At 67.9% G+C, this 12,212-nt stretch carries 14 protein-coding genes and 1 pseudogene; 7 read left to right on the forward strand and 8 right to left on the reverse strand.

Going from position 1 to position 12,212, the window contains the following annotated elements:
* Positions 1 to 87: 87 nt before the first annotated feature.
* The 4 genes from SSMG_RS38210 (at position 88) to SSMG_RS38220 (ending at position 3,163) form a co-directional block, all read left to right on the forward strand.
* Positions 88 to 1,278: an ATP-binding protein gene (locus SSMG_RS38210; RefSeq protein WP_009085137.1), complete on the forward strand. Its 1,191-nt coding sequence runs from the start codon at positions 88 to 90 to the stop codon at positions 1,276 to 1,278.
* 256 nt (positions 1,279 to 1,534) lie between these two features.
* Positions 1,535 to 1,684 (forward strand): hypothetical protein, encoded by a 150-nt coding sequence (locus SSMG_RS46525; protein ID WP_162836041.1) that lies wholly within the window; start codon positions 1,535 to 1,537, stop codon positions 1,682 to 1,684.
* A gap of 261 nt (positions 1,685 to 1,945) precedes the next feature.
* Positions 1,946 to 2,875 (forward strand): helix-turn-helix domain-containing GNAT family N-acetyltransferase, encoded by a 930-nt coding sequence (locus SSMG_RS38215; protein WP_037718665.1) that lies wholly within the window; start codon positions 1,946 to 1,948, stop codon positions 2,873 to 2,875.
* Complete coding sequence (locus SSMG_RS38220; RefSeq protein WP_009085141.1) at positions 2,876 to 3,163, forward strand: hypothetical protein; 288 nt, start codon at positions 2,876 to 2,878, stop codon at positions 3,161 to 3,163. It begins immediately after the preceding gene.
* On the opposite strand, the gene SSMG_RS38225 is transcribed toward SSMG_RS38220, so the two are convergent.
* On the reverse strand, positions 3,151 to 3,726 hold the full coding sequence (locus tag SSMG_RS38225) for a peroxidase-related enzyme (protein WP_009085143.1): 576 nt from the start codon (positions 3,724 to 3,726) through the stop codon (positions 3,151 to 3,153). The two genes, SSMG_RS38220 and SSMG_RS38225, sit on opposite strands and share 13 nt — an antisense overlap.
* 81 nt (positions 3,727 to 3,807) lie before the next feature.
* Here SSMG_RS38225 and SSMG_RS38230 point away from each other — a divergent pair, with 81 nt between their 5' ends.
* Complete coding sequence (locus tag SSMG_RS38230) at positions 3,808 to 4,500, forward strand: hypothetical protein (protein WP_009085145.1); 693 nt, start codon at positions 3,808 to 3,810, stop codon at positions 4,498 to 4,500.
* 193 nt (positions 4,501 to 4,693) lie between these two features.
* Positions 4,694 to 5,875, forward strand: coding sequence for an IS30 family transposase (locus tag SSMG_RS38235; RefSeq protein ID WP_100267033.1), 1,182 nt, complete (start codon positions 4,694 to 4,696; stop codon positions 5,873 to 5,875).
* 68 nt (positions 5,876 to 5,943) lie between these two features.
* Here SSMG_RS38235 and mctP read toward each other — a convergent pair whose 3' ends face one another.
* Together mctP and SSMG_RS38245 are read right to left on the reverse strand one after the other, a co-directional pair.
* Complete coding sequence (mctP, locus tag SSMG_RS38240) at positions 5,944 to 7,608, reverse strand: monocarboxylate uptake permease MctP (RefSeq protein ID WP_009085146.1); 1,665 nt, start codon at positions 7,606 to 7,608, stop codon at positions 5,944 to 5,946.
* Positions 7,605 to 7,883 carry a DUF3311 domain-containing protein gene (locus tag SSMG_RS38245; protein ID WP_009085148.1) on the reverse strand — a complete coding sequence of 93 codons (279 nt, stop codon included), beginning with the start codon at positions 7,881 to 7,883 and terminating at the stop codon, positions 7,605 to 7,607. Before SSMG_RS38245 ends, mctP begins: the two co-directional genes overlap by 4 nt.
* 304 nt (positions 7,884 to 8,187) lie before the next feature.
* On the opposite strand from SSMG_RS38245, the gene SSMG_RS38250 reads away from it, so the two are divergent.
* Entirely contained in the window at positions 8,188 to 8,457 is a 270-nt protein-coding gene (locus SSMG_RS38250) for a helix-turn-helix domain-containing protein (protein ID WP_009085150.1), read from the forward strand.
* Positions 8,458 to 8,604: 147 nt separating this feature from the next.
* Here the strand turns inward: SSMG_RS38250 and SSMG_RS47440 are convergent.
* The 5 genes and pseudogenes from SSMG_RS47440 to SSMG_RS38270 form a co-directional block, all read right to left on the reverse strand.
* A pseudogene (locus SSMG_RS47440) lies at positions 8,605 to 8,725 on the reverse strand (LysR family transcriptional regulator); the annotation flags it as partial.
* A 74-nt stretch (positions 8,726 to 8,799) separates the two neighbouring features.
* On the reverse strand, positions 8,800 to 9,375 hold the full coding sequence (locus tag SSMG_RS38255) for an EndoU domain-containing protein (protein WP_009085152.1): 576 nt from the start codon (positions 9,373 to 9,375) through the stop codon (positions 8,800 to 8,802).
* A 46-nt stretch (positions 9,376 to 9,421) separates the two neighbouring features.
* Complete coding sequence (locus SSMG_RS38260) at positions 9,422 to 10,678, reverse strand: DUF6297 family protein (protein WP_199786108.1); 1,257 nt, start codon at positions 10,676 to 10,678, stop codon at positions 9,422 to 9,424.
* A gap of 5 nt (positions 10,679 to 10,683) precedes the next feature.
* Positions 10,684 to 11,298: an ABC transporter ATP-binding protein gene (locus SSMG_RS38265; RefSeq protein ID WP_009085156.1), complete on the reverse strand. Its 615-nt coding sequence runs from the start codon at positions 11,296 to 11,298 to the stop codon at positions 10,684 to 10,686.
* The gene (locus SSMG_RS38270) at positions 11,286 to 12,179 is read right to left on the reverse strand and encodes an LLM class F420-dependent oxidoreductase (protein ID WP_009085158.1); all 894 of its coding nucleotides are present in this window, start codon (positions 12,177 to 12,179) and stop codon (positions 11,286 to 11,288) included. Before SSMG_RS38270 ends, SSMG_RS38265 begins: the two co-directional genes overlap by 13 nt.
* Between the last annotated feature and the right edge of the window lie 33 nt (positions 12,180 to 12,212).

The following is a 12,212-nucleotide window of genomic DNA, read 5'->3' on the forward strand; positions in this document are numbered from 1 at the left end:
AGACCCGGCCATCCTTCTAGGCAACACGCGCTAGGCATCTATGGGCAAATATCGATCCAGCTCTAGATACCTCGATACGGTGACAGAGTGGACCCCATCCGCAACCCCTTCGCGCCCGGCGCCGGGCAGCGACCGCCGGAGCTGGCTGGCCGCGAAAGGGAGCTGAAGGCGTTCGAGGTCGTCCTGGAACGCGTCGCGCGCGGACGGCCGGAGCGCAGTCTCGTGCTGACTGGCCTGCGCGGCGTCGGCAAGACGGTGCTGCTAGGGGAGTTGCGCTCGATGGCCGTCCGGCGTCGGTGGGGCGCGGGCAAGATCGAAGCACGGCCGGACGCGGAGCTGCGGCGTCCGTTGTCGGCGGCGTTGCATCGGGCGATCCGCGACCTGGCCGTGCGGCATCGCGCGCCGGACCGGGTCGAGGAAGTGCTCGGGGTGCTGAAAGCGTTCGCGCTCAAGGCGAACAAACCGGACGCGAAACTGCGCGACCGCTGGCAACCCGGCATCGACGTGCCCGCCGCGCAGGGCCGGGCGGATTCTGGCGACATCGAGATCGACCTGGTCGAACTGTTCACCGACGTCGCCGAGCTGGCCGCGGACGTCGGCACCGGCGTCGCGCTGCTGATCGACGAGATCCAGGATTTGCAGCCGGACGACGTCTCGGCGTTGTGCGCGGCTTGCCATGAGCTGTCGCAGTCCGGCGCGCCGCTGGTCGTGGTCGGCGCGGGGTTGCCGCATGTGCCGGCGGTGCTGTCGGCGTCGAAGTCGTACTCCGAGCGGCTCTTCCGGTACTCGCGCATCGACCGGCTCAGCCGCGAGGACGCCGACTACGCGGTGCTGGCCCCGATCGAACGCGAGGACGCCGGGATCGAACCGGAGGCGCTCGACGCGCTCTTCGACGCGTCCGGCGGTTACCCGTATTTCATCCAGGCCTACGGCAAGGCCGCCTGGGACGCCGCGCCCGCGGACCCGATCACGGTCAAGGACGTGCAGGTCGCCGCGCCGGAGGCGGAATCCGAGCTGGCGGTCGGGTTCTTCGGGTCGCGCTACGAACGCGCGACGCCCGCCGAACGCGAGTACCTGCTCGCGATGGCCGAGCTGACCCAAGGCCGCGACGAGGCCGCCGGCACCGCCGATGTCGCCGTCTACCTGGGACGCAAGCCTTCGTCGCTGTCGCCGGCGCGCGACAGTCTCATGAAGAAAGGCCTCGTCTACTCCGCCGAACGCGGCCAGATCGCCTTCACCGTGCCGCATTTCGGGCACTACCTGCTCGGCCGCGACTGAGCGGATCTTCCCTTCGCTACCGGTCTATGCGGCTGCCTAGCTGTTTATAGCAATTTTGCTAGATACCTGTAGAGGACGGTAGCGCGTTAGCGACTTGTGACCGCCAACACGGGATCTGTCCGGTGAACCTCAGGAGACTGCCGATGATTCTTCGGCAAGTGCCCCATGTCACCGCATAATCGTTGGATTCCTTGTGAAAAAAGGTGCATACTAGAGACACAGCCACCGAAGACCTCTGAAGGGGATGCAGAACACCATGAGCAACATCGCCGCCAAGCTCCGTGCCCGCCGCGCCGAGGCTCGCACTCGCCGGGCGCTGAACCGGGCGATCGACACCGCGGCCACCTCGACGGTCCGGCAGGAGCTTATCGCCCTCGCCCAGGCGCGTCAGCCGTTCATGCGCTGACCTGCACGACCAACCTGTTGGTGGGTCACTCACGTGAGTGATCTAGACCACAGCGAACCCTGGGTGTAACGCCGCGGAGAGCCGCGTCGATACCCACTACGACCCCGTGATGCTGGCGGACCCCCGACCTGGCAGCATCACGGGGTTTCCATATGTCTGGACCATTTTCGCCGCGGGTCCACCACCGGGGGAATTCGCTTGCCCCGAGCGGGCGACGGCGAGATGCTTGACTCAGTCAACGATCGAGTCAAGGTGGTCCCCGTGCCGGATACCGTCCTCGCCGAACGCGTCGCCACAGTCCGCGCTTTCAACCGGCTCTACACCGGCGTGATCGGTGTCCTCGACGAGGGACCGGCCGACGCCGAATACTCGCTGAGCGAAGCGCGGGTGCTGTTCGAACTCGCCCAACAGGACCAGCTGCAGGTCAGTGATCTGCGCAAACGGCTGTCGCTGGACGGTGGCTACGCGAGCAGGCTGCTCAGCAGGCTGGAAACCCGCGGCCTGATCACCCGCGAACGCTGCGCGGACGACGCGCGCCGCCAGCTCGTCGCGCTCACCGACGAAGGGCGCGCCGCCTTCGCCGACCTCGACCATCGTTCGGCCAGCCAGATCGGCAGCCTCCTCGACCAGTTCGCGGACGCCGACCAGCGCCGCCTGCTCGGCGCGATGGGGACCATCACCGCGCTCGTCCGCGAACCGGCACCGGAACCGACGGTCACCCTGCGCGCCCCACGTCCGGGCGACCTCGGCTGGGTGGTGCACCGGCACGGCGCGTTGTACGCCGAGGAGTACGGGCTCGACGAACGTTTCGAAGCCCTCGTCGCGCGCGTGATCGCCGACTTCGCCGAACACCGCGACGACCCGCGCCAGGCCGGCTGGATCGCCGAACTCGACGGCGAGCGGGTCGGCAGTATTTTCTGCACCCCCGGCAACGAGGAAGGCACCGCGAAGCTCCGGCTGCTGCTGCTCGAACCCGTCGCACGCGGACACGGCGTCGGCAAACGACTGGTGCGCGAATGCGTCGAATTCGCTCGCGCGCAGGGGTACCGGGAAATGGAGCTGTGGACGCTCTCGCTGCTCGCCGCCGCGCGCGGGATCTATCGCAGCGCGGGATTCGAACTGGTCGGCACGGAGGAAACGGACGCGTTCGGCCCCCTCGTGACCGGCGAAACCTGGCGGCGGGAGTTATAGATGTTCGTCCTGTACTGCGCCGTGTGCAATCGCCGCACGCTGCTGGGCGTCGACGAGGTGGACTGGGTCGAAAACCTGACGCGCGGCGTGATCTCGGTGTCCGGCCACTGCCCGCTGGGCCACGACGCGGTGATCCTGACCGGCGACGCGTTCACCCCGCACGCGGACCCGAGGTATTTCGGGCCCGCGCCGCGAGTGTGGACGAAACCCGTGCACCGCCTGCGCGGCTGGCTGCGCACGAGGTTCCAGATGAGCCGCGACCTGCCGGGCCCGTTCTACCGCTTCTGACGCCCCATCGAATAGAACTCCGGATTCGGCTTGAGCGCGGTCAGATGCGCGAGCCGGTTGGACATCGCGAACAACGCGGTGATCGCGCCGACGTCCCAGATCTCGTCCTCGGTCAGCCCCGCCTCGCGCGCGGCCTCCAGGTCGCCCTCGCCGAACAACGCGGACTCGTGCGACAACGCCAGCGCGAGATCGACGATCGCCCGGCCGCGCTCGTCGAGTTCGACCTGCCACGGATTGGTCGCGACCCGGTCGGACAGCTCGGGGTCCTTCGCGCGGATCCGCAGGATCGCCCCGTGCGCGACGACGCAGTAGGTGCAGTGGTTCGCGCCGGAGGTGGCTACGACGACCAGCTCGCGTTCGGCCTTGGTGAGTCCGCCGTCGCGTTCCATGAGCGCGTCGTGGTAGTCGAGAAAGGCCCGCAGCTCGGCGGGGCGGTGGCCGAGGGCGCGGAAGATGTTCGGCGTGAAGCCGGATTTCTCCGCGATGGCGCCGATGCGCTCGCGGAGATCGTCGGGAAGGTCTTCGAGTTCCGTCACGGGAAACCGGCTCACGGGGTTGGTCATACCGCCCACGCTAACCCGCGCGGTTCGCGTACGGGAGGGGCCGGATGCACCCCGTTCACCCGGAAGGAGTTTGCTTACCCGGTGAACTGGACCGCGTACGTGGACGGTTACTGCGAGCGCACCGCGCCCGGACTCTGGGGAGAGCCGCTCAACGACCTGGCCAACCTGGCCTTTCTCGGCGCTGCCGGGGCGGTCTGGTGGCGGGCTGACGGGCAACGGACCGGGCGGGTGCTCGCTGCTCTGATCGGGTTGATCTTCGTTGCCAGCAGCGTCTTCCACCTGGTCGCCACGCGGTGGGGTGCGGTCGCCGACTCCGCCGCCATTCTGCTCTTCACCTTGTTCTACGCCGCGGCCTTCCCCCGAATCTTCTTTTCGGCGAAGGCGAAATGGTCCTGGCTGGGGGCACCGGCGTTTCTGGCCGTCACCGGCGCGTCGGCGGCACTCGGCGGCGGGTTGTATCTGCCGGCGCTCGCGGGGCTGGCCGGGTTCGCGATCGCGTTGGCGGTCAAGCGGGATCCGTACTGGCTGCACTTCACGATGGCCGCGGCGGTGTTCGCGTTGTCGTTGTCCTTCCGCACAATCGACGGCGTGGTCTGCGGAGATTTCCCCGCGGGCACGCATTTCCTGTGGCATTTGCTCAACGCGGTGGTGCTGTACCTCGTCGCGAAGGCGATGATCGGCAAAGCAGAAGAGGCCCCCGCGCCGGAAGGGCGGGTTCTAGCGGTCCCCGCAACACCCTGGATTGCAGGGAGTTGCGGGGATCGTGGATTTTGAGAGGTTGAAGAAGGAGTTCTTCGAGGCTCTTGATCGGGAGAAGGGCAACGTTTCGGGTGCCGCCCGGGTGGTCGGGGTGTCTCGGGGAACGGCTCACACTTGGGCGCGGCAGGCAGGAGTGCGGGGCACGGGGAAGTCGGGCACGTCCGGGCATCCGGGCAGGGCGGAGTACGACCGGCTTCGCGCGGCCGGTGTGCGATCACGGGATGCCGCCACTCGGGTCGGCGTCAACGAGCGCACCGCCCGGGACTGGGATCGCGGTATCCGGCAGATCGGTCACACGCGCCTCCACCCGGATGGGCGCCGGATCGACTACAAGACGGGCGTGACCACTGTCGTTCCTTTGTCCTCGCAGCCGTCTGTCGCGGCGGTCGAGGCCACTTTGCACCCGCGGTACTTGACGGTGGCCGAACGGGAGCTGATCGCCGACATGCGCCGGCAGGGCGAGTCGTTCCGGGCGATCGGGCGGGCGCTGGGCCGCCCGGCGTCCACCGTCAAACGGGAGATCGACACGCGGTCGGTCAACGGTGTCTATCGGCCGCACCACGCTCAGCGGGCCTGGGCGGGAAGCCGGCCGCGGCCGAAGCCGTCGAAACTCGCCCAGGACGGTCCGTTGCGCGCCTATGTCGCCGACAAGCTGCGGGAACAGTGGTCACCCGAGCAGATCTGTCAGGCGCTCGTCCGCGAGTTCCCCGACGATGAGGACATGCGGGCGAGTCCGGAAACGATCTACCAGGCGATCTACGTCCAGGCTCGGGGCGGGCTGCGACGCGAGGTCGCGGCCGCGCTGCGGACCGGCCGCACCCGCCGGAAGCCGCACCGCAAACCTGACCAGCGCACACCCCGGTTCGTCGACGGCATGGTGATGATCTCCCAGCGCCCGGCCGAGGTCGAAGACCGCGCGGTCCCCGGCCACTGGGAAGGCGACCTGATCGTCGGCACCCGCAGCGAGAGCGCGATCGTGACGCTGGTCGAGCGCTCCACCCGCTACGTCATGCTCGGGCACCTGCCCGGCGGGCACACCGCCGAGGAAGTCCGGGACGTGCTCGTCCCGCTGATCCAGACCCTGCCCGCACACCTGCGCGGCTCGCTGACCTGGGACCAGGGCTGTGAAATGGCCGCGCACAAGCAGTTCTCGATCGCGACCGGGGTTCCGGTCTACTTCTGCGACCCGCACGCACCCTGGCAACGCGGCTCAAACGAGAACACCAACGGACTGCTGCGCCAGTACTTCCCCAAAGGGACCGACCTGTCCGTTCACAGCACCGAAGACCTCGAACACGTCGCCCAGAAACTCAACCGCCGACCACGCAAAACGCTCGGCTGGTCAACACCAGCCGAGCGCCTGCGTAATCTGCTAACGGCCACCACATAGATCATCAGGTGTTGCGACGACCGCGTGAATCCGCCAAGACGACGCGGGGGCCTCTGTCCACTGAGGACTCAGTGCGCGCCGATCGGGCGCAGGTCCTTGTCGTGTTCGTCGGCGTGGTAGTCCTCGGGCTCGGTTTCGTCGGTGCCCGGGCTCCACTTCGCGGCCCGTGCGGTGACCGAGACCACCGCGGCCACCACGATGTTCGCGATCAGGGCCACGAAACCGGGGTAGATCTGGACGACCGCGAGGCCGGTGCCGCGGAACGGGTGCCAGCCGAAGATCGACAGGTTGCCCATCGCCAGCGCGGAACCGCCGAAGTGGAGTTTTCCGTTGGCCGGGTTGGGGATTCCGTAGAGCATGATCAGGCCCCAGCCCATGCCGACGATCCAGCCGGCGATGAGGCCCGCCTTGTGGAACCAGCGCGTGTACAGGGCGATCGCCACCGCGGGCAGGGTCTGCAGGATCAGCACGCCGCCGATGAGCTGCAGGTCGATGGAGAACTGCGGGTCGATCAGGATGATCACCAGCACCGCGCCCAGTTTGACCACCAGCGACGCCAGTTTCGCCTGCTTCGCCTCCTGTTTCGGGGTCGCGTCCTTGCGGATGTACTCCTTGTAGATGTTGCGCGTCCACAGGTTCGCCGCGGCGATCGACATGATCGCGGCGGGCACCAGTGCGCCGATGCCGATCGCGGCGAACGCGATGCCCGCGAACCAGTTCGTGAACTGCGAGTCGAACAGCAGCGGGACGATCGTGTTGCCGTCCGGCTTTCCGGTGGCGGCGTTCTTCAGCGGTTTGACGCCCGCCGAGATCGCGACATAACCGAGCAGCGCGAGCAGGCCCAGCACGAACGAGTAAGCCGGCAGCGCCACCATGTTCCGCTTGATCACGTTGCGGCCGCGCGAGGCGAGCACGCTCGTGAGCGAGTGCGGGTACAGGAAGAGCGCGAGTGCCGAACCCAGCGCCAGCGTCGCGTACTGCAGCTGGTTGCTCGAGGTCAGCAGGATCGAACCGGCCGGTTTGCCGGTGTTCGGGTTCGGTTTGGCGAGCGTCTGCTTGGCGGTGCTGAAGATGTGGTCCCAGCCGCCGAGCTTCGAGGGCAGGTAGATGACCGCCACGATGATCACGATGTAGATCAGGATGTCCTTGACGAACGCGATCAGCGCGGGCGCGCGCAGGCCCGACTGATACGTGTAGAGCGCCAGGATGACGAAGGCGACCAGCAGCGGCAGGTGCCCGACGATGCCGGAACCGTTGATGCCCATCGTGCGCAGCACCGCTTCGAGGCCGACCAGCTGCAACGCGATGTACGGCATGGTCGCGACGATGCCGGTGATCGCGACCAGCAGCGCCAGCGTCGGCGAACCGAAACGGCCGCGGACGAAGTCAGCCGGCGTCACGTAGCCGCGCGAACGGCTGACCGACCACATGCGCAGCGCGGGCAGCAGGACGATCGGGTAGACGACGATCGTGTAAGGCAGCGCGTACAGGCCGAGCGCACCGGCGCTGAACACGAGCGCGGGCACGGCGACGAAGGTGTACGCGGTGTAGAGGTCGCCGCCGAGCAGGAACCAGGTGATCCACGAACCGAACTTGCGGCCGCCGAGGCCCCATTCGTCGAGGTGGTCCAGGCTGCCGCCGGCCTTCCACCGCGAAGCGACGAAGCCGAGCACGGTGACGACGACGAACAGGAACGCGAAGACGATCAGTTCGACCCACTGAATGTTGCTCATCGGGCGTCCCCCTCGTCCAGGTCGTCGACGCTCAGCTGGTCCCGGCCGTCGCCCCGCGGCTTGTCCTTGGTGGCCAGGTAGACGATGCCGGTGCACAGCACTCCCAGCACGACGAACGCCAGCTGGAACCAGTAGAAGAACGGAAGGCCGAACAGCCGCGGCCCGTCGAAGTTGAACAGCGGCGTGACCAGGATCAGCAACGGGATCAGCAACAGCAGGTTCCAGGCACTGAACTGGAACCCGCGCACCCGACCGCCCGGTTTGGCAGTGGACATCGAACCTCACCTAACACTTACGTGACACGCGACCGCCTGACCCTAGACCGCGCTCATCCCGCCGTCATACGACTTCGATATCGATTCGATCAGCACTACGAACACGTTCCGGGGTGTGGACAACCTCGGGGACAACCCGCTCGCGGACCGTCCCGGCGAGCCGTTCGCTACCCCTATCGGCGGGATCGCGCGGCCCCGAATGCCCCAAGAAGTTGTGCTGACCGGCGGTTGTCCACGGGGTTCGGCAGCTTGTGCACAGAGTTATCCACAGGCAGTGGACAACTCTGTGGCTAAACTGAACGGCATGGTCCGCGTGCCCCTCACCGACGAAGAACGCTCCCGCGGCGAGCGGCTCGGCCTGGTGCTGCGCGCCGCCCGGGCCAGCCGGAGCATGGTCGACGTGGCCGCGGAAGCGGGCATTTCGGTCGAAACCCTGCGCAAAATCGAGACCGGCCGGATCCCGACGCCCGCGTTCTTCACCGTCGCGGCGATCGCCGACGCGGTGGGCATGCCGCTGGACCAGCTGCGGGTCGCGTGCGCTGGTGACGCGGCGGCGTTTTCGCAGGCCAGCTGACGTTTTCCGAGCCGATCGGGCAGTACCGCGGGGCGAATGAGGCAGAACGGTCGCATCCGGCCGCCCGGGGCAGGACCGGCAAGCAGTTCGGGCAACCACCGGTCGGATGCGGTGCCGGTGGACAAGTGTTCGGGCAATGGACTCCGTGCGCAGGGAGACCGCGGCACGAACCAGCGCGGCTACCTCCGGGGGGGCGGCTGTTCGGCGGCCAGCCGATCACCGTGGTGACGTCCGGGGCGTCGACGACCGGGACCACGACGTGCTCCGGCCTCGCCACCTTGCCGGACGACGGACCACGCGGCGGGTTCTTCGACGACGCCGGGGAAATCCCCTGGTGACGCCTCAGCGGCGCAGGTCGGCGAGCACCCGTTCCCGGTCGTTGAGGTAGCGGCAGTCGCGGACCGGCAGGTCGAACGAGTTCAGCAGCTTCTCGAAATCCGCGTACTCATCCGGGTTGAGCTGGATGCCGGTCACCTGGAAATGCGCGGCCATGGTGTCGGCCAGTTCCTCCCATTCGCCGGACCACTGCAGGTCGCGGTAGTGCTCGAGGTCCTCCGGCGGCATCCGGTGGGCGAGCAGGCGCAGGACGCTGTCGACGAAGTAGCTGATCCGGTTGCCCGCGCGGTCGTCGACGGTCGGGTTCGCCGGGTCTCGCGCGGCGTCCGGGTTCCGGACGACGCCGGGGCCGGGCAGCGGGTAGCTGGTGTGCACGAGACCGTCGCCGTTGACCAGGACGACCACGCGCACGCCGTACCGTTCGCCGACGCAGCGCCAGCGCCCGTTGTACTGCTGCCGCCGGGGTTCGCCCGGATCGTTGGCGACGTCCTTGACCACCGCGATGATCTGCTCGTCGCTCCATCCGGGCGGAAACTCGCACGTCGCCCTGCGTCCGATGCCGGAAGCGTGTCCACCGCCCACCTTCGGCTCCTCTCGTCGGCACGGAGCCTAACCCGGGTACGGCCGTTCAGCCGAGTTGTGCGAGCACCAGAATTCCGACCGCCAGCAGGTCCGGACCGCGGAACAGTTGCCGCATAAGGTTTGCTGGCATCGGGCCAGCGGGGGTGTCGACGAAACCCGCGCTGCTGTAATCGACCGGCTGACGCGTGACCGTGCGCAATACCGAGAGCACCGCCAGGGCAACGGTCACCCACGAGAGCGGCGAAAACGCGGTGCCCAAAGCCAAAAGCGCCACTGAGAGCAGAGCACACCAGACCAGGCCGACCGCGGTCAGCGCGACGCCGTGGGCGAGAACCAGCTCCCGCGACGACGAGCCCAGCCACCTTCGCCGTCCCGGATTGCGCCACAGCACGCCAAGACCGGCCCCGAAAGGAGTAAGCGCGAGGTACGCGCCGATCCCGACGAGCACCGGTCCGGGCAGAGTGGGAACGGCAACATGTCCGACGGCTACCGCGAAAGCCACTAACAAAAGCGCGCTCGCGTACCGGGAACGGCCGACGATCCCGAGCCACGCGAGCCGGAATGCCGTCGGGGAGCGCAACGACCACGAGCCCGCGGGCGCGGACTCCGGCAGCATCATCATCGGGTCGAGGAAGGTCACGGCCATCGCGCGCAGGACGCGTGCGTTCCAGCCGTCGAGCAAGACCGCACGGCCCGCACCGCTGACTGCTTCGCCGCCAAAAGCCAGCAGCAGACCGCATAACGCGAGCGCCGCGCCGACGTACTGCACCGTTATCGCGTCGAGGCGCGCCGCGGCGACCACGACGCCCGCCCCGGCGAGCAGCAGCGGTCCAGCGGCTTCGAACCGGAACGCCGTACGCCGCGCGGTAGTGAACGCGAGGATCATTGCCCCCGCGACAAGGGCCGCGGCGGCCCGCCACCAGTCGAGCGAACTGCCGCCGACCGCCAGCATCAGCGCGGCGAGATAGCCGAGCACCACCACGAATCCGGTGAGCACGCCGGCCAGCCGGGTCGCGACGACCCGACGGCGGTCCACCTGGGCGAAGTCCATCCAGGTCAGCTCGGCCGGTTCGGCCCAGACGAAACCGCGGCGCAGCAGGCTTCGCCAGCCCACCGCGGCGCACAACGCGACCAGGCCGAGCACCGCCGAGTAGTCCACTGCGGACGGTCCAAAGAGGACTCGATGCCAGGCGTCGGTACGGAAAAAGGCGGTGAACAGGAACCCGGCCCCGAAGATCAGCACGAACGTGGGGCTGTCGCCACTGAAAATGCCGCCGAACCGCTTGCGGCCGGGTACGCGCAACCGGGTCACCACAGTTCGAGCACGCTGTCCGCCGTGTCCAGCAACGGCTGATGGTGCGTGGCCACGACCACCGCCGCCCCCGCCGCGGTGGAGCGGCCGATCAGTTTGACCAGCCATTCCTTGCCCGCGGTGTCGAGCGCGCGTTCGGGCTCGTCCAGCAACAGCACGCGATGCGGCCGCGCCGTGACGCCCAACAGCAGCAACCGGCGACGCTGCCCGGCCGAGAAATGCCCGGCGGTGACGCGGGCGCGTTCGGCGAGACCCGCGTCCGCGAGCAATTCTTCGTAATCGCCGAGATCCTCGCCGAACGAGCTGAAAAGCAGCTCCAGATGCTGCAGCGGGGTGAGTTCGGCGAAGAAGTCGGAATCGTCGAAGAGCACAGACACCTTGCGACGGAAGGAAACGCTGCGTTCGTCCGGCTTCGCGCCGTCGATCAGCACTCGCCCGCGCTGCGGTTCCTGCATTCCGTACAGACACCGCAGCAGGGTGGATTTGCCGACCCCGTTCGGTCCGACGAGCACCGCGCATTCGCCCGGGTCGACTGAGAAATCGAGACCCTCCAGCAGCCACAGGTCACCGGCCTTCACGCCGAGCCCGCGCGCGTCGACTATCGGCGACACAGCAGTTCCACCACCGGGGCCAGCACTTCGAGATTCGGCTCGAGCACGGTGAAATAGCTGAAGCCGAACCGGGAGCGGTGCGCGACCAGCTGTTCGGCGATTTCCTCGACGGTGCCGACGAGCACCGTGGGAACCTCGGCCAGTTCGTCGAGCGTCAGCGAATCGCCCAGGCGGGCATGGATTTCCCGCAACGCGCCTTCGCGATCATCAGTGACCTGGACGAGTTGCACCAGCAGGTTGAATTCGGCGTCGCGGCCAGCGAGCCGTTCGTTGACAAATCTCGTGCGCTCTTCCACCGCGTCCGCCGTCGCGAGCATCAGCGGTGAACCGTCACGCACCTTTGCCATGCCGCTGAAGGCAATCGTCGCCGCGTGGTCGGCGGCGAGCGTAAGCAGCCGGTCGCCGCGACCGCCGATCATCAACGGGGGACCGCCGGACTGCGCGGGTTTCGGCGCGTATTCCGGATCCGCGTACAGCCGCTGGAGTTCTTTGATCGTGAGTTCGAGGTGCTCGACCCGCGCACCCGCGCTGGGAAACGGCATTCCGGCCGCTTCGAACTCCTCTTTGACATATCCGGCGCCCAGACCGAGTTCGAGCCGCCCGGACACGAATTGGTCCGTGCCCGCGACGTCGCGCGCGAGCAGCACCGGATTGTAGAACGGCGCGTTGAGCACGAAAGTGTTGAGCCGCACCCGTTCGGTGACCGCGCCGGCCAGCACGAGTGCGGGAAACGGCGGCGCGATGCCGAGATGGTCGGCCACGCTCAGCACGTCGTAACCGAGTTCCTCGACCCGGCGGCACTTCGCGACCCACTCGTCGCGCGAGCCCGGCCGCACCAGGTTCACGCCGAACCGGAAAGCCTTCTCCCCGTCAGAGACCATGCGGCCACGCTACCGCCCTCCCCAACGCCGTGA

The sequence above is a fragment of the Streptomyces sp. AA4 genome, from assembly GCF_000158875.1.
Classification (GTDB): domain Bacteria; phylum Actinomycetota; class Actinomycetes; order Mycobacteriales; family Pseudonocardiaceae; genus Amycolatopsis.

Bases quoted from the DNA above. Each gene is read 5' to 3' on its own strand.
- SSMG_RS46525 (WP_162836041.1), top strand. From the start codon at position 1,535: ATGAGCAACATCGCCGCCAAGCTCCGTGCCCGCCGCGCCGAGGCTCGC.
- SSMG_RS38220 (WP_009085141.1), top strand. From the start codon at position 2,876: ATGTTCGTCCTGTACTGCGCCGTGTGCAATCGCCGCACGCTGCTGGGC.
- SSMG_RS38225 (WP_009085143.1), bottom strand. From the start codon at position 3,726: ATGACCAACCCCGTGAGCCGGTTTCCCGTGACGGAACTCGAAGACCTT.
- mctP (WP_009085146.1), bottom strand. From the start codon at position 7,608: ATGAGCAACATTCAGTGGGTCGAACTGATCGTCTTCGCGTTCCTGTTC.
- SSMG_RS38245 (WP_009085148.1), bottom strand. From the start codon at position 7,883: ATGTCCACTGCCAAACCGGGCGGTCGGGTGCGCGGGTTCCAGTTCAGT.
- SSMG_RS38250 (WP_009085150.1), top strand. From the start codon at position 8,188: ATGGTCCGCGTGCCCCTCACCGACGAAGAACGCTCCCGCGGCGAGCGG.
- SSMG_RS38270 (WP_009085158.1), bottom strand. From the start codon at position 12,179: ATGGTCTCTGACGGGGAGAAGGCTTTCCGGTTCGGCGTGAACCTGGTG.